The 16,068-nt window shown below is 66.9% G+C and carries 18 protein-coding genes; 9 read left to right on the forward strand and 9 right to left on the reverse strand.

Annotated elements, in window-relative coordinates:
* Positions 1-4: 4 nt before the first annotated feature.
* Together JOE41_RS05140 and asd are read left to right on the forward strand one after the other, a co-directional pair.
* On the forward strand, positions 5-223 hold the full coding sequence (locus JOE41_RS05140) for an NF038396 family protein (RefSeq protein WP_011692851.1): 219 nt from the start codon (positions 5-7) through the stop codon (positions 221-223).
* Between the two features lie 135 nt (positions 224-358).
* Positions 359-1,489, forward strand: coding sequence for an aspartate-semialdehyde dehydrogenase (asd, locus tag JOE41_RS05145; protein WP_209751227.1), 1,131 nt, complete (start codon positions 359-361; stop codon positions 1,487-1,489).
* Between the two features lie 27 nt (positions 1,490-1,516).
* Here asd and JOE41_RS05150 read toward each other — a convergent pair whose 3' ends face one another.
* Positions 1,517-2,629, reverse strand: a complete 1,113-nt coding sequence (locus JOE41_RS05150; RefSeq protein ID WP_209751228.1) for a winged helix DNA-binding domain-containing protein — start codon at positions 2,627-2,629, stop codon at positions 1,517-1,519.
* A gap of 116 nt (positions 2,630-2,745) precedes the next feature.
* On the opposite strand from JOE41_RS05150, the gene JOE41_RS05155 reads away from it, so the two are divergent.
* On the forward strand, positions 2,746-3,237 hold the full coding sequence (locus tag JOE41_RS05155; RefSeq protein WP_011692854.1) for a hypothetical protein: 492 nt from the start codon (positions 2,746-2,748) through the stop codon (positions 3,235-3,237).
* 25 nt (positions 3,238-3,262) lie between these two features.
* On the opposite strand, the gene JOE41_RS05160 is transcribed toward JOE41_RS05155, so the two are convergent.
* The 4 genes from JOE41_RS05160 to JOE41_RS05175 are packed head-to-tail and all read right to left on the reverse strand — an operon-like array spanning position 3,263 to position 6,588.
* On the reverse strand, positions 3,263-4,330 hold the full coding sequence (locus JOE41_RS05160; RefSeq protein WP_209751230.1) for a UDP-N-acetylmuramate dehydrogenase: 1,068 nt from the start codon (positions 4,328-4,330) through the stop codon (positions 3,263-3,265).
* A gap of 35 nt (positions 4,331-4,365) precedes the next feature.
* Positions 4,366-5,646 (reverse strand): sugar MFS transporter, encoded by a 1,281-nt coding sequence (locus tag JOE41_RS05165; protein WP_209751232.1) that lies wholly within the window; start codon positions 5,644-5,646, stop codon positions 4,366-4,368.
* 13 nt (positions 5,647-5,659) lie between these two features.
* Positions 5,660-6,112 (reverse strand): MaoC family dehydratase, encoded by a 453-nt coding sequence (locus JOE41_RS05170; protein ID WP_011692857.1) that lies wholly within the window; start codon positions 6,110-6,112, stop codon positions 5,660-5,662.
* Positions 6,113-6,114: 2 nt separating this feature from the next.
* Positions 6,115-6,588, reverse strand: coding sequence for a MaoC family dehydratase N-terminal domain-containing protein (locus tag JOE41_RS05175; protein WP_011692858.1), 474 nt, complete (start codon positions 6,586-6,588; stop codon positions 6,115-6,117).
* Between the two features lie 195 nt (positions 6,589-6,783).
* Between JOE41_RS05175 and JOE41_RS05180 the strand changes: the two genes are divergently transcribed.
* Positions 6,784-7,161: a metalloregulator ArsR/SmtB family transcription factor gene (locus tag JOE41_RS05180; RefSeq protein ID WP_011692859.1), complete on the forward strand. Its 378-nt coding sequence runs from the start codon at positions 6,784-6,786 to the stop codon at positions 7,159-7,161.
* Between the two features lie 5 nt (positions 7,162-7,166).
* Entirely contained in the window at positions 7,167-8,816 is a 1,650-nt protein-coding gene (locus JOE41_RS05185) for a SulP family inorganic anion transporter (RefSeq protein WP_209753548.1), read from the forward strand.
* Here JOE41_RS05185 and JOE41_RS05190 read toward each other — a convergent pair.
* The 3 genes from JOE41_RS05190 to JOE41_RS05200 are packed head-to-tail and all read right to left on the reverse strand — an operon-like array spanning position 8,806 to position 10,917.
* Complete coding sequence (locus JOE41_RS05190) at positions 8,806-9,030, reverse strand: DUF3188 domain-containing protein (RefSeq protein ID WP_011692861.1); 225 nt, start codon at positions 9,028-9,030, stop codon at positions 8,806-8,808. The two genes, JOE41_RS05185 and JOE41_RS05190, sit on opposite strands and share 11 nt — an antisense overlap.
* A gap of 22 nt (positions 9,031-9,052) precedes the next feature.
* Positions 9,053-10,015 carry a DUF2797 domain-containing protein gene (locus JOE41_RS05195; protein ID WP_209751234.1) on the reverse strand — a complete coding sequence of 321 codons (963 nt, stop codon included), beginning with the start codon at positions 10,013-10,015 and terminating at the stop codon, positions 9,053-9,055.
* Positions 10,016-10,047: 32 nt separating this feature from the next.
* Complete coding sequence (locus JOE41_RS05200) at positions 10,048-10,917, reverse strand: CoA ester lyase (RefSeq protein ID WP_011692863.1); 870 nt, start codon at positions 10,915-10,917, stop codon at positions 10,048-10,050.
* Between the two features lie 316 nt (positions 10,918-11,233).
* Here JOE41_RS05200 and JOE41_RS05205 point away from each other — a divergent pair, with 316 nt between their 5' ends.
* Genes JOE41_RS05205 through JOE41_RS05220 form a run of 4 tightly spaced genes read left to right on the forward strand, consistent with a single transcriptional unit; the run spans position 11,234 to position 15,056 of the window.
* On the forward strand, positions 11,234-12,265 hold the full coding sequence (locus tag JOE41_RS05205) for an ABC transporter substrate-binding protein (protein WP_011692864.1): 1,032 nt from the start codon (positions 11,234-11,236) through the stop codon (positions 12,263-12,265).
* A 43-nt stretch (positions 12,266-12,308) separates the two neighbouring features.
* Positions 12,309-13,187 (forward strand): ABC transporter ATP-binding protein, encoded by an 879-nt coding sequence (locus tag JOE41_RS05210; protein ID WP_209751236.1) that lies wholly within the window; start codon positions 12,309-12,311, stop codon positions 13,185-13,187.
* Positions 13,187-14,083 (forward strand): ABC transporter permease, encoded by an 897-nt coding sequence (locus JOE41_RS05215; protein WP_209751238.1) that lies wholly within the window; start codon positions 13,187-13,189, stop codon positions 14,081-14,083. Before JOE41_RS05210 ends, JOE41_RS05215 begins: the two co-directional genes overlap by 1 nt.
* 52 nt (positions 14,084-14,135) lie before the next feature.
* Positions 14,136-15,056 (forward strand): TauD/TfdA family dioxygenase, encoded by a 921-nt coding sequence (locus JOE41_RS05220; protein WP_209751240.1) that lies wholly within the window; start codon positions 14,136-14,138, stop codon positions 15,054-15,056.
* Between the two features lie 3 nt (positions 15,057-15,059).
* Here JOE41_RS05220 and JOE41_RS05225 read toward each other — a convergent pair whose 3' ends face one another.
* A complete protein-coding gene (locus JOE41_RS05225; RefSeq protein ID WP_307800666.1) occupies positions 15,060-16,052 on the reverse strand; it encodes an aldo/keto reductase in 993 nt (330 codons plus the stop codon).
* Positions 16,053-16,068 lie beyond the last annotated feature (16 nt).

The raw sequence follows: 16,068 nt of genomic DNA on the forward strand, positions 1-16,068 counted from the left end.
GACCATGCTGAAGAAGCCGGAAACACTCTTTGTCCTGGGCTACATGCTGCTCCCGCTGCTGGCCCTTCTCTCCGCGATCGTGGGACTGACCATGATCCTGGGCGGCAACAAGATCGCCGGCGCGATCGTGCTCGTCGTGGTGACGCAGGCGTTCGCGTTCGGTGCCGTGTACGCGCTGCGCCTCCGCAAGGCGGCAGTGCTCGAACAGCGCGACGCCGAATAGCGGCTCAGGCGGATTGTTCCCACAGCCTGGGCCTACTACTTCAAAAAGCGCCAGGCAACGCGCCTCGGCAGGCGTGCATCCCGGGCGTGACGTAACCGACTGCGCCGTGCCGGTTCCGAAGTCTAAACTGGTCGAATGACTACAGCAGCTACCCCCTCCGTCGGCCTGGTCGGATGGCGCGGCATGGTCGGCTCCGTCCTGATGCAGCGCATGCAGGATGAAGGCGACTTCGCCAGCATCAACCCGGTGTTCTTCTCCACCTCCAACGCCGGAGGTGCGGCGCCATCTTTTGCGGAAGGCGCAGGCAAGCTCGAGGACGCGTTCGACGTCGACACGCTGGCTAAGCTGCCGATTATTGTTACCGCCCAGGGCGGCGATTACACCAAGCAGGTCCACGGTGAGCTGCGCAGCCGCGGCTGGGACGGCCTCTGGATCGACGCCGCCTCCACCCTGCGAATGAATGACGACTCGATCATCGTGCTGGACCCCATCAACCGCGACGTCATCGACAAGGGCCTCGCCAACGGCACCAAGGACTTCATCGGCGGAAACTGCACCGTGTCCTGCATGCTGATGGGCCTGGGCGGCCTGTTCAAGAATGGCCTCGTCGAGTGGGGCACCTCCATGACCTACCAGGCTGCCTCCGGCGGCGGCGCCCGCCACATGCGCGAGCTGCTCAGCCAGTTCGGCACGCTCAACGCCGAGGTCAGCTCGGAACTGGACGACCCGGCGTCGGCCATCCTGGAAATTGACCGCAAGGTCCTGGCACACCAGCGCACCGACATCGACGCGACGCAGTTCGGCGTCCCGCTGGCCGGCTCGCTGATCCCTTGGATCGACGCGGACCTGGGCAACGGCCAGTCCAAGGAAGAGTGGAAGGCCGGGGTCGAGACCAACAAGATCCTCGGAACCTCCGGCGAAAACCACATCATCATGGACGGCCTGTGCATCCGGATCGGCGCGATGCGTTCGCACTCCCAGGCCCTCACGCTCAAGCTCCGCGAAGACCTCTCCGTGGCCGAGATCGAGAAGCTCCTGGACGCGGACAACGAATGGGCCAAGGTGGTGCCCAACACCAAGGAAGACTCCATGGCGAGCCTGACCCCGGTGGCCGCCTCAGGGACGCTGGACATCCCGGTGGGCCGTATCCGCAAGCTCGAAATGGGCCCGGAATACATCAGCGCCTTCACTGTGGGTGACCAGCTCCTCTGGGGCGCCGCCGAACCGCTGCGCCGCATGCTCAACATCGCCACCGGCACGCTCTAAGGACGTTCCCGTTCCAGGCACCGGGCGCTACGGCGCCTGGCCGAGGAACTTCAGGTACCTCGCGGCCTGCAGCTCAAATGACCTTTGGGCGGCAGGCCGCAGTCCGTTAACCGTGTCAAAGGGTTCAGGCACGACGGCGGCAGTCCGCCCGGCGCCTTTGAGTGCCCAGGTGCCTATCACTTCGCCGCCGGCCACGATTGTCTTCTTGAACATCCCGTTGCCGCCCGGAACCACTTTCTGGGCGTGCTCGGGCGGAAGCACGAGGGAACGGTCCGTGTAGCCGAGCAGGAACTCATCGAACCCCGGCAGCGCCAACAGCGAGCGCTGGCCGGGCACGCCGTCGTCGAGCAGCGCCGCGGTGGCCGGAGACATCCAGTAACTGGCTCCTTCAAATTCCAGCTCAACGAGCTGGTCCGACACCTGGGCCAGGGCGCTGCGGACCTCCGTCACGCGCGTGCTGGACCACCATGCAAAGTCACGTTCCGTCGCAGGGCCGTGACTGGTCATGTACCTCAGCACCAGCTCGGCTATGCCCTCCGCGCGGTCCAGCTCGCGGGATTTCGGAATCCACTCGTCAAAGGCCTTGATGAGCTGCTGGTTTCCCGCGAGCGGTCCCTGCACGAGCCAGGCCCGCTGGCACAGGATCCCCAGCAGGTGGATGCCGCGCTGTCCTACCGTGGACTGGCCCGCGGCTTCAAAGGCCTCGAAAAGCTGCTGCCGCGTGGCCGAGCCGCCGCCCGAGACCAGTTCCAGGGCCGCGTCACGGGCAGCGTCCACGTCCCGGGCATCAATCTCCAGCTCCCGGTGTCGCCCGCCCATTCCCTGGAGCTGGCGGTCGGCCGTGATGTTCAGGATCCAGCGAAGGTCCTCCGGAGCCAGCAGGTGGAGGGTTCCGCGCATGGGCCACGAGCGGACAACCAGCCCTTCATCCAGCGCGGACCGGACGGTGTCAACGCCGGCGGTGCGGACCCTCAGCCCCACGGCCCAAAGTACCGCCTGCATGTCCTGGGCCTGCATGGCGGTCATCCACCGTACGGCGTCCGGCGCAGAATCGAACGCCGGCGCCAGCAGCCCCTGCGCGGCGAGGCGCAGCCGTCCGATGACGTGCCGTGTGATCCGGGGCCGTGCGCCTGTTCGCATACCCCCATCGTAGGTTGCACCCCCGCCATGCGGGTCCGCAGTCCCGGGCAGTGCCGTACGGGGAGTGCACGGCATGCTCCCAGCCGGTTTACAGCCGGGGTCCCTACGCTGGTTGAATGACTGTCGGAGAGCTCTGGCCGCACCTGCGGCCCCTGTGCCGGGCCCTTGCCCTGCTGGGCTGGGCCACAAGCGCTGCCGGAATGGCCGCAGGACTCTCCATCGCGGTTGCCGGCGGCACGAGCCTCTCCCCCACCGTGGAGGCCCTGCAGTTCTTTTCGGCGGTCAGCATGGGGGTGGCTGTCCTCAGTTTCCTCGCAGCCTCCCTGCTGCAGCCCCGGCACGGCGGCTGGCGGGCTGTTGACCATGACGCCAACCGTGCTGCCCAGGATCCAGGCGGCGACATGCCGCCTACGATCAAGAGCTTCCTGCTGGCCGCCTTCGCGCTGCTGGCGGGGGCCGTGGTGTTCGCCTGTGCCGGGCTGGTCCTCCGCAACGGCCCCAGCGCACAGTCCGTGGCCTTTTGCCAGGTCTTCCTGCTGGGTGCAGCGGCTTCCGGGTTCACGTTCATGCTGTTCAGCAAGGTCACTCCGCGGCACCGCCGGAATTAGCCGGGGCGCCTGGACATCGGAGCGGCTAGAGCTCGACGCCGATGAGCAGCGGCTCCGGGTGCAGTTCAATACCAAAGCGCTCGACGACGCCGCGCCTCACCTCGCGCGCCACGGCCACCATGTCTGCCGCACTCGCTGCACCCCGGTTGGTGATGGCCAGCGTGTGCTTGGTGGACAGCGACGCCCGCCCGCCGGAGACACTCCCGGCTTCCAGCCCGTATCCCTTACCGAAGCCGGCATGGTCGATCAGCCAGGCGGCAGACAGCTTGACGAGCCCGTCCGCCCCGGCCGGGTAGCGGGGAGCGTCTTCGGGGAGCCGTTCTGCCGCCTCCGCCGGTACGATCGGATTCGTGAAGAAGGACCCTGTGGAATAGGTGTCACGGTCTTCCGGGTCCAGGACCATGCCCTTGGAGGCACGGAGCCGCAGGACCTCACGGCGCACATCGTTGGCGTACGCCCTTTCACCGGCTTCGACGCCCAGAGACTTCGCCAACTCGGCATAGCGGATGGGCGCACTCATCCGGCCCAGCGGCAGCTGGAACTCGACAGTGAGCACAACGAAGCGCGGGGAGCCCTGGACGGTGGTCTGTTTGAGGATCGAGTCCCGGTAGCCAAACTTCAGTTCGGAATTCGTGAAGGTGCGGACGGCGTTCTTTTCCCGGTCCCAGGTCCGCACCGCGGCAATGGTCTGGGAAACGTCGGCGCCATAGGCTCCCACGTTCTGCACCGGAGTGGCGCCGGTGGATCCCGGGATGCCGGAGAGCGCTTCGATTCCGGACCACGCGTGGCGCACAGCGTGTTCCACGAGGGCGTCCCAGTTGTGCCCTGCCTGGACCACCACGGCGACGCCGCCGCAGGTGTCCTCGGAGTTGACGGCGAACCCTTCAGAGGCGATCCGGAGCACGGTGCCGGGGTAACCGGCATCTGAAATCAGCAGGTTGGACCCGCCCGCGACGATCAGCAACTTCTCACCGGCGGCGTCCGCTGAACGGACGGCGTCGATGATTTCCGCCTCCGTGCGGGCCTCGATGTAGTTGCCGGCGGGACCGCCGACGGCGGCAGTGGTCAGGTCGGAAAGCAAAGTCTGGGTCACCTGTCCAGCCTATCTGTCATTGGCATCGGAGCGGATCAGGAGAGCTTCCGGGCCACCGGGGACAGCAGGAAGCTGACCACGAGCATCACCATCACGGCAAGGAGCGAGTGGAGGATGCCGACGTGTTCGGCCAGCAGCCCCAGCAGCGGCGGACCGCACAGGAACGCACCGTACCCGATGGTGGACACCACGGACACGCGGGCGGCTGCCTTGACCGGATCGTCTGCCGCGGCGGACATGCCAACCGGGAACCCCAGCGAAGCACCGAGGCCCCAGACAGCCAGCGCCACGAATGCCAGCCACGGAACGGGGGCGAACACGAACAGCCCCAGGCCGGCTACTGCCAGCGCGGCGCACCAGCGCATGACCGGGACCCTGCCAAAACGGTCCAGGACCAGGGTGCCGGCAAAGCGGCCAATGGTCATGAAGGTGACGAACAGGCCGTAGCCCGCCGCCCCGGCAGCATCCGTCTGGCCGTGGCCGTCGGCCAGGGCCAGCGCCACCCAGTCGCCTGCAGCCCCTTCTGCGAGGGCAAGCCCAAGGACCATGACGCCCAGCAGCAGCGTGCGCTTGTCACGCCAGGCCTGGGCGATCAGACGCTTGTTGTCCAGCGGCTGTTCCGGGACGGCGTCCGTCTGCCGGACGATGGGAATGGGTCCCGTGGACGGGTCCTCGAACGTGTCTGTACCGGACGCTTTGAACGGGCGTGCCCCCTGCACCGGCGTAATGTCCGCACGGAACCAGGAAGCGGCGGTTGCCACCGAGCCGGCCACCACAAGCCCTCCCGCCGCAAGATGCCAGAACACGGGGATGCCGGCACCGGCAGCCCAGGCACCAAGCCCGGCTCCGGCGACCGTTCCCAGGCTGAAGGAGCCGTGCAGCCGGGGCATGATGTGCCGGCGGACGGCGCGTTCCACCGCCGCGCCTTCGACATTGGATGCGGTGTTCCAGCTGGCGGTGCCGAGCCCGATGACGGCCAGGCCGACGGCAACCGCCACCGGGCTGGCGAGCACCGAGGTGCCGAATCCGGCCAGTAACAGCCCGACACCCACCATGATGCTGCCGATCCGGATGGTCCTCTTGGATCCCAGCCGGAGGACGATCAGCCCCGAGGCGGAGACGGAAAGAAACGAACCGGCCGTCATGCAGAGCAGGAGAAGTCCTACCGTGCCGGGGGTCAGGTCCAGCCCGTCCCTGATGGCCGGCAGCCGGGACACCCAGGTGGAAAACGCGACTCCACTTGCCCCGTAGGCCACCACCACGGCATTGCGCCAGTGCGTGACCTCGGCGGACGGGGTGAAGACGTTCCTGGTCACGGAAGCATCGTTGTCACGCAAGCCTGACGACAGCCTGGGCCTTCATCAGGACCTTCTGTCCTGCGGAGACGACGGTGAGGTCCACGCGGGCGGTGCCGGCATCCGCGTCAAGCGCGCCAATGGCGCCACTGACCTCGATGACGGCCCCAGGCTCGTCCGTGCCGGTGGTGTCGGCGACCAGGACCGGCTTGGTGAAGCGGGTCTGGAAATCCACGACGGCGGCGGGGTCGCCCGCCCAGTCGGTCACCAGCTGGACTGCTGCCCCCATCGTGAACATGCCATGGGCAATAACGCCGGGCAGGCCGACTCCGGAAGCGAAAGCCTCGTTCCAGTGGATCGGGTTGAAGTCGCCGGACGCGCCGGCATATTTCACCAGGTCCTGGCGGGTGACGGCGATGCTGCGGCTGCCAAGGTCCTGGCCGACGGCAAGATCGGAAAAAACGGGGGCAATGGATGCAGTGCTCATGGTTACTGTCCCTCTCCGCGGACCAGGATGGACGAGGTGGTGGTGGAGACGGCCTCCCGGGAAGCACCGGAGTCGTCGGCGCCGGTGAGGGCGAAGATTTCCGAGCGCGTGGTGATCATCGCACCGCCGCCCATGGCACGGACACCGTCCACGTGCAGCTCCGCCACCAGGCGGTCACCGGCGAAGATGGGCCTGTGGTGGATAAAGCGCTGGTCAGCGTGAACCACGCGGGAGAAGTCGATGCCGGACTCCGGATCCTCGATCAGCTGGGCATCGGCGCGCTGGGCAATGATGATGGCGAAAGTGGGAGGGGCCACGAGGTCGCTGTGGCCAAGGGCCCGGGCTGCTTCCAGGTCGAAGTGCGCGGGATGGGTTGCCTTGACCGCCCTGGCGAACTCGCGGATCTTCTCGCGGCCGACGTCGTACACCTCTGCGGCAGGGTAGCTACGGCCCTGCAGATCCGGATTGATAGTCATGGCCTCAAGCCTATCGCTCCCCGCCGTCAGGCCAGCGGCAGGTTACGAGGAGGGAGGCGGGCCGGTTCACGGCCTGTTACGCAGCGGGGTCTGGCGGGTTACACCCCTACGCGGTATGATGGATTCATCATCCCATCAATTCATGCGGCGGCCCTTCGCACGGCTGCTGCGCGAACCAGGCGACAGCAGGTCCCCATGCTCTCAGCGGCGCAGGCCCCTTTGTACGAAATCAAGGCCAACCTCTTCAAGGCCCTCGCCCACCCGGCGCGCATCAGGATCCTCGAACTGCTGGCTGCTGCGCCGGACACGACAGCACCGGTCAGCTTCCTCCTGGCCGAAACCGGGCTGGAGGCTTCCCACCTCTCCCAGCACCTGGCAACGCTGCGCCGGCACAAGGTGGTGACCTCCGTGCGGTCGGCGAATGCCGTGACGTACCGCCTGGCGCACCCCAAAATCGCAGAGCTCCTGGCCATTTCCCGGACGTTCCTGCTGGATACCTTGGCGGACTCCAACGAGCAGCTCCGCCTGGCGCAGGAATTGCCGGTCGCCCATCTCTCCGGCCCGTCCTCGTGAGCCGGATGCGGACGCTGCGGGCATTCCTGCCGTCCCGCCGCGATTACGACGGGCTGCGCTCCTCGTGGAAGACGGACCTCACTGCGGGCATCACGGTGGGGATCGTTGCACTTCCCCTGGCGCTGGCGTTCGGCGTCAGCTCCGGAGTGGGCGCCGAAGCCGGACTGATCACTGCGGTGGTTGCCGGCCTGGTGGCGGCCATCATGGGCGGCTCCAACGTCCAGGTCTCCGGCCCCACCGGCGCCATGGTGGTGGTCCTCGCCCCTGTGGTGGCCAGCCACGGCGCCGGCAGCATTCCGATTGTTTCGCTGCTGGCAGGGCTCATTGTCTGCGCACTCGGCATCAGCGGACTGGGCCGCGCCGTTGCTTTCATCCCCTGGCCTGTGGTGGAAGGATTTACCCTCGGCATTGCCGCCATCATCTTCCTCCAGCAGGTGCCCCTGGCCACTGGAACAGCGGGCATCCCGGGTCACAACACCCTCGTTGCGGCGATCGAAGCCGCCTCGGGAGCCGCGTTTCCCACCGTCATCCAGACCCTTGCCGTAGTGGTTGCAGTCGCGGCCATCATGTTTGTGGTACCCAAGGTTCACAAGTCGCTGCCTGCCAGCCTGACCGCCGTGCTGCTGGTCACCGTGGCCGCGGAGCTGCTCCGCCTGGACATTCCCCGGATCGGCGCGCTGCCGCATTCCCTGCCCGCCCCTGCCGTGCCCATGATCGACCCCGCAGCTCTTGGCGACCTCATGATGCCGGCACTGTCCATCGCCGCGCTGGCGGCCATTGAGTCACTGCTCTCCGCCCGGGTGGCGGCGGGAATGGTGGGCCCGGACGGCAGGCCCGGCGGCCGCTACAGCCCGGACCGCGAACTGACCGGACAGGGGCTGGCGTCCATTGCGGCCGGACTGTTCGGCGGAATGCCCGCAACCGGCGCCATCGCCCGGTCCGCCGTCAACGTCCGGTCCGGAGCGAAGACACGGCTGGCGGCCGTGGTCCACGCCCTGGTGCTGTTGGCAATCATCTACCTCGCGGCAGGATTGGTCGGACGGATTCCGCTGGCCGTGCTGGGCGGAGTCCTGATGGTCACGGCCACGCGAATGGTTTCGACCCAGACGGTCAGCGCCATTCTCCGTTCCACCCGGTCTGATGCGGCAGTCTTCATCCTCACTGCCCTGATCACCGTGGCTTTCGACCTGATCATCGCCATCCAGATCGGACTGGCCGCTGCCGCCCTGCTGACGCTGCGGAAGTTTGCCTCACTGAGCGGCGTCCGCCGGGAGGCCCTCACGGGCGCGCCCGCCGAAGGAGATTCCCACATCGCCATCTTCAGGCTCGACGGCGCCATGTTCTTCGGGGCGGCGGAACGGATCCTGCAGGAAATCAACGAGGTAAAGGACATCCAAGTGGCCATCATCCGTTTGTCCCAGGTGCGCATGCTGGACGCCACGGGCGCACACGCCCTTGTGGAAGTCATCTCGGCGCTGGAACTCCGCGGAATCACCGTTCTGCTGAAGGGGGTCCAGCCGGAGCACCTGGAACTTGTGACCAACGTGGGTGTGATCCGTTCCCTCCGGCACCACAAGCACCTGTTCAGCACACTGCCGGCGGCCGTGGAACACGCCCGCAGCCATGTGCTGCGGAATGCCGCTGCTAGCGCTTGAGGTTCTTCCGGATCTGCTGGCCCCGCACCACGATCCCCACAACGTGCAGGACCAGGCCAGCGCCGATCACCGGCAGTGACGCGACGGCGAGGCCCTGGTTGCCGGAAGTGTTGCCCACCAGGTTGAGGACAATGCCGACGGCGATCAGGCCCATGGCGCTGAAAACGAGCACCTTGTAGGAGGTGGATGCGGTGGCCCAGAATTCGTTCAGCACCGTCCCATTCTATGTGCCGGCCTCAGAACAACGATTCCTGCACGGCCGGAACTTCCGAAGAATGGTGGTCTCCGAAGTCCACGCTCCGGGCCTTCAGCTGCCCTAGGTTCACCACGAACTCAAGTTCGGTGCCTTCCAGGGCAGCCACGGCGATACTTCCGCTCAGCGCGGCAATCCGGAATCCGTGTGCTCCACGGCCCAGGTCCTGCGGGTAAGCGTGCCGGACCGCGGCCGCGCACGCCCGGTCTGCAAGGACCGGCCGGACCCACTGTTCGTCCACCACCCCGAACCCCTCCCCGCCGCCGCGGACCAGCAGTGCGCGTGCATCACCGGCCAGCTGCCGGTTCAGCGCATCAAGTTCGACGGCGGGTGCCGGTGCCGCCAGGGCGGCGGCCTTGGCTGCCGACCGGACCTGTTGCGGGAGCCCGGCGTCGCGGGTCAGCATCTCTTCAAGGATCCGGACCACCCGGCCGTCGTCCGCTCGCGCCACGTAGCGTGCCACCACGGCTCCCTGCTCGGCCAGCCGGTTCCATTTCCGTGGGTCCGAGGCGGTGCCGACCTTGCTGGCGCCGTTGGCGAACGTTGCCACGTACAGCCAGTGCTGCTGCATCAGGTAGGCGCGAAGCCCCGGCGGGACACCTCCGCCGCGGTGGAAGTCGTGGATGAGCCGGGAATCGTCCACCACGAAGCAGCGCTCGCACTGGCTCCCCCTGACGGCCGGCGCCTTGGCGGGGCAGAGGACGTGGTCCCGGTCAGCCGGGCCGTACACCTTGTGATGTCCAACGCAGAACTTGCCTTCGGCGGCGACCCGGAAACCCAGCCGGCGGCCGGCGTCGAGCCCCACCTCCCGGAAACCGCCGGAAGGGTCCTGCAGGCGCATGACCGGAGTTCCTCCGTCGCGCTTTCCTGACCCGGGACCAGCCAGGGAACCGGGCGGCGCACCATCCCAAAAGACCCCGTGGACCAGATAGCGGGTATCGGTCACGGGGTCTCCTCTTGGCTGGGGCTGCGGCGGCGCTAGAGTGCCGGCTGCACCCCAAAGGCGACGGCGAGTTTCATGATCTTCTCGGCGCGGCCCAGGCGCGGCAGGTCGGAGCCGTCGCGGATGACGCGGCCATTGGCTTCGAAGTCGGCCATGAAGTCCGTGGCCCAGGCGACGTCCGACGGCGTGGGGCTGATGACTTCGTTGATGACGTTGGTCTGGTCGATGGCCAGGCAGAGCTTGCCGGTCATGCCCATCATCACGGTGATGCCGGTCTGTTCGCGCAGGATCGGGTGGTTGGTTCCCACCGTGGGGCCGTCGATGGGGCCCGGGAGGTTGCCCACCCGGCTGGCAACAACCAGCTTGGCGCGCGGGTATGCCATGGCCTCGGGAGTGGCCGCCATGCCGGTGTCGCGGCGGAAATCGCCGGAACCGAACGCCAGGCGGAACGCGCCCTGGGCCTTGGCGATGTTGTTGGCTTCCTCGATGCCGACGGCGGATTCCACCAGCGGAATCACGGGGGTCTTGCCGTCCATGCGGTGGTAGCTCTCGGTGACCTGGTCAGCGGACTCGGTCTTGGCCAGCATGACGCCGAGCAGGCCCGGGGTTCCACGAAGGCCGGCGAGGTCAGCAGCCCAGAACGGGCTGGTGGCGTCGTTGATGCGCACCCAGGCCTGGCCGCCGGCGGTCAGCCAGTTGATGACGTGTTCGCGGGCGGCGTCCTTCTGCGAGGGGTCCACCGCGTCCTCGATGTCGAGAATGATCGAGTCCGCGCGCGACACGGCCGAGACGTCAAAAAGCTCAGGCTTCATTGCGTTCACCAAAAGCCACGAACGGGCAATTTCGGCGGGGATGTTTCGTTCGGGCCGTACGGTGTCGACGGCAGCGGAGGTAGAGGTGGTCATACTCCTACCGTATCCGCCCGGAGCCCCCCAACGCTAAGTAACAGCTTCCCAACGGGAGAACAATACGGCGAACAATACGACCAAAATCCGACACGGCAGGCGCGTCAAACTCCCTTCACGGGCCGTTACCGGGCGAAACGGGACGTCTTGTGACCCGCCGTTTCGCCCTGTTTCCCCGCATTTCCGCGGGTTTCCCGGCGTGACAGCAACGCTTCCCCTCGCCCCGGAACGTGCGCTTACATCGTTCCAGCGGCAGGCAACCGGCCATCGCCGCTTCAGTCCAAGACATCCCCGATGCATCACAAAGGAACCCCGAATGAAACGACACCTGACCATCATGAGTGCCGCGGCCGCCGTCGTCATCGCGATGACGGTGTCGGGCTGCGGCGGCGGCGCGGCAGGGGCAACCTCGGCCGGCGGAAGTGCCGGCGGCGCCACCGAGGTGAAGGAGCTCCGCTACCAGGGCTGGGCCAACACGGTAACGCTGCCGGAACTTGCCCAGGACCTCGGCTACTTCGGCGACGTCAAGCTCAACTGGGTGGGCAACACCATCAGCGGCCCGCAGGACATCCAGTCCGCGGCCACAGGGCAGACGGATTTTGGTGGCGCGTTCGCCGGAGCGGTGGTGAAGCTGGTGGAAGCCGGCGCCCCGGTCAAGGCCGTCATCAACTACTACGGCGAAGACGAGAAGACCTTCAACGGCTTCTACGTCAAGGAAGACAGTCCCATCCGCACGGCCCGGGACTTCATCGGCAAGAAGATCGCGGTGAACACCCTCGGAGCACACGCGGACGCCGTCATCAACACCTACCTGCAGAAGAACGGTCTGAGCGCCGAGGAAATCAAGCAGGTGCAGCTGGTGGTGGTGCCGCCCAACGACACCGAGGAGGCCATCCGCCGCGGCCAGGTGGATGCCGGTTCGCTGGGCAGCATCCTGCAGGACAGGGCGATCGCAAACGGCGGCCTGCGGTCGGTGTTCAGTGACGCCGAACTTTTCGGCACCTTCGCCGGCGGCCCCTACGTGCTACGCACCGACTTCATCGCGAAGAACCCAAACACCACCCGCACATTCACCACCGGGGTGGCCAAGGCCATCGAATGGGAGCGGACCACGCCCCGCGAGGAAGTGATCGCCCGCTTTACCAGGATCCTGCAGGAACGCGGCCGCAACGAGAACCCGGCAGCGCTGCAGTACTGGAAGAGCGTGGGCGTACCCGCCAAGGGCGAGATCAAGGATGAGGATTTCACCCGCTGGGGCAAGTGGCTCAAGGACACCGGAATCATCAAGGGCGAACTGGACCCGAAGAAGCTCTACACCAACGAGTTCAACGCCCTGGTGACCGGATGAGCGCCCGTATCAACGGCAGCACCAGCAACGTGAAAGGACAACCATGACGCCGAAAATCAGCCTCCGGAACGTCACCAAGGAATTCGCGGTGCGCCAGGGCAAGGGCACGCGGAAGCAGGCAGGTCCGTCCGTGCTGACTGCCTTGGATGACCTCAGCCTGGACGTCGCCCCCGGTGAATTCCTTACACTGGTGGGCCCCAGCGGTTCCGGCAAGACCACACTGCTTGACCTGCTGGCGGGCCTGTCCCGCCCCACCTCCGGCAGCTTGCTGGTGGACGGCAAGGAGGTGACCGGCCCGGGCCAGGACCGCGCCGTGGTCTTTCAGCAGTACGCGCTCTTCCCCTGGCGGACCGCGTCGGCCAACATCTCCATCGGGCTCGAAAACTCGGGCCTGTCCCGGAAGGAACGGGCCGCGAAGGCCAGCGAGTTCCTGGACCTCGTGGGGCTGGCCGGGTTCGAGGATCGCTACCCGCACGAACTGTCCGGTGGTATGAAACAGCGCGTGGCCATCGCCAGGAGCCTCGCCTATGAGCCGGACATCCTGCTCATGGACGAACCTTTCGCGGCCCTGGACGCGCAGACCCGTGAGCAGCTCCAGGACGAACTACTGCGGATCTGGAAGGCCACGGGCAAGACCATCGTCTTCATCACCCACGGAATCGACGAGGCCGTCTACCTGGGCCAGCGCGTGGCCGTCCTCAGCGCACGCCCGGGCCGGCTCAAGGAGTTCGTGGACATCAACATCCCGGACCGCGGGGGTGTCGGCGACGTCCGCTCGCACCCGGCGTTCGTGGAACACCGGCACCAGGTCTGGTCGCTCCTGCACGATGAGGTCAAGCTCGCCCAGGACTCCGGACACCGCAAGATCCTCCCTGACGGCACGGCCCCCGACGAACAACCCCAGGAAAGGAGCGCTGCCTGATGAGCGCAGTGTTGACCCGGCCGCCCGAGGCGGCTGCCGCCGTCGGACGTTCCGGGCAGACCGGACCCGCTCCGGAAGACGGACAGCGCCCGACGCCGGCGGGCAGGTTCGCTGCCCTGGCCGGGATCGCAGGACGGGCGGGCTGGAAGTCCCTCGCCGTGCTGCTGTTCCTCGCTCTCTGGGAACTGGGCCCGACGTACCTTGCCAGCCCGTCCACCCGGGTGTTCCTGCCGCCGCTGCACGACGTCATCGCGGCCGGCGGGAAGCTGCTGGAGAACGGGCAGCTGCAGAGCCACCTGCAGGCGAGCCTCACCCGCTCTGTGTCCGGTTTCAGCATCGCGGTGGTGTCCGCCGTCGTGCTGGGGCTGCTGATCGCCTGGTACGGCTGGCTGAGTTCCTTCCTGAGCCCGCTGCTGGAGCTGTTCCGGAACACGGCCACGCTGGCGCTGCTTCCGGTATTCACTCTGCTGCTGGGCATCGGCGAGGAATCGAAGATCACCATCGTGGCCTACGCGGCGTTCTTCCCGGTGCTCCTGAACACCATCGCCGGCGTCCGGACCGTGGATCCGCTGCTGATCCGGGCGGCTCGGTCGTTGGGGTTGAACAGTTTCCGGCTCTTCCAGAAGGTCATCCTGCCCTCCGCAGTCCCCACCATCTTCACCGGCATCCGGATGGCGGGCACGTCCTCCATCCTGGTGCTGATCGCGGCCGAAATGGTGGGTGCCAAGGCCGGGCTGGGCTACCTGATCGTGAATTCGCAGATGAGTTTCCTCATCCCGGACATGTACGCCGGCATCCTCACAGTCTCCATCCTGGGGCTGGCGGTCAACATCCTGCTCGTGGCCCTGGAACGGCACTTCTCCCGCTGGCGCACCGCCGTCGGATCCGGCAACTAACCGCTTCCAACCGTTTCACCAATCCGCACGATCAACCAGTAAGGAAAAAGCAATGACCACCATCACCGAAACCAAGCTCGAATTCGCCAAACTGGGTTCCCGCATCGGGGCTGAAATCCGCGGCCTGGACTTGAGCGGGGACCTCTCTGCCGGGACCGTCGCGCAGATCCGGGCCGCACTCAACGAGCACAAGGCGCTGGTGTTCCGCGAGGCCAACATCCTCACGGACGAGGCACAGGTGAAGTTCGCCAGCCACTTTGGTCCGCTCACGAAGGGGCACCCCACCGTGGCCTCCGTGGAAGGCGAGGAGAACGTCCTGCCGGTGGACAGCGAGAACGGCTCCGCCAACAACTGGCACACGGATGTCACGTTCGTGGTCAACCCGCCGCAGGCCTCCACCCTGCGCAGCATCGACCTCCCCGCGTACGGCGGCGAAACGCTGATCGCGTCCTCGGCCGGCGCCTACCGCGACCTGCCCGAGGAGCTGCGGAACTTCGCGGACACCCTCTGGGCCATTCACACGAACGACTACGACTACTCGGTGCCGAAAAACCTGGAGCACGAAAACGCGGAGGAGCGCCGCAAGGAGTTCACCCGGCTGAAGTTCGAGACGGCCCACCCGGTGGTCCGGGTCCACCCGCTGACCGGCGAGCGCGGGTTGTTCATTGGAGGCTTCGCGCAGCGGCTGCGGATCGTGGGGCTGTCCAACACCGAGTCCAAGGACATCATCCGGCTGCTGCAGGCCTACGTCACGCGTCCGGAGAACGTGGTGAGGGTGAACTGGGAGCCGAACCAGCTGGTGCTCTTCGACAACCGCATCACCCAGCACTACGCCCCGGACAACTATGACGGCCAGCCGCGCAAGCTCAACCGCGTGACCATTGCCGGCGACATCCCCGTGGGCATCGACGGCAAGCCGAGCCAGGCCCTGCAGGGCGACTCCTCCACCTACTCGGTGGTGGCGCCGCTCTAGTTCTTAGGGGATGTTGCTCCCCCGGGCCGTCACCCAGAGCCGGTACCACTCGGCGCGGGTCATGGCCGCGGCAACCCGGGCCGCTCCGGCGCACGCGCGAATGCGGTCCGGGTTGGCGGTTCCGATCACCGGTGCGATCCCGGCCGGGTGCCGCATGAGCCAGCCGAGGAGGATGGCCTCACGCGTGGTTCCCTTGGCCTTCGCCATGCCGGCAACAAGCGCCACAGTGGCGGCCTCGGCCGGCGTCGGGCTTTCCGGCGGAGCTCCGCTGTAGTGTCCCCGGGCCAGCGCCCCGTATGCCTGCAGGGTGATCCCCTGCCGGCTGCAGTACTCCACGGTGCCGTGCGGGAAGCTGTAATCCAGCCCCTCCGCGTGGTTCACCAGCACAGTGCTTTCCAGCCAGGCCCGTTTCAGCAGGCTCATCTCCAGCTGGTTGGCCACCACCGGGGTTTCCAGGTAGTCCTGCAGCATCTCGATCTGCGGTGCGGACATGTTGGACACGCCCACCTGCCGCACTTTGCCTTCCCGCATCAGCTGCCCGACGGCGGACGCCACCTCGGCGGGGTCCGCCAGCGGGTCGGGGCGGTGCAGCAGGAGGACATCCACATAGTCGGTCTTCAGCCGTTTAAGGCTGCCGTTGACCCGCTCGAGGATCCCGCCGCGGCTCAGGTCGTAGTGGGTTTCCAGTCCCTGCTCGTTGAGCCTGATGCCGCACTTGGTCTGGAGCCGGATCCGTTCCCGCAGCCCCGGCGTGATCGCGAGGACTTCACCGAAGACGGCCTCGGACTTGCCGCTGCGGTAGATGTCCGCGTGGTCGAACAAAGAGATGCCTGAGTCCAGGGCGGCGTCAATCGCAGCGGCAGCCTGCTCCACGTGCTCAGTGGCATACGGCTCGGCGGACCAGCTGCCGCCCAGGCCCATGCAGCCGTAGATCAGTTCCTGGCCGGGCACGCCGGACTGGCCGGGCTGGCCGGGCGCCGGGGTTTCCCCCTGCACCCGGCCAGCCTTTCCT

Origin of the sequence: Arthrobacter sp. PvP103 (assembly GCF_017833075.1) — a bacterium.
GTDB lineage: Bacteria > Actinomycetota > Actinomycetes > Actinomycetales > Micrococcaceae > Arthrobacter.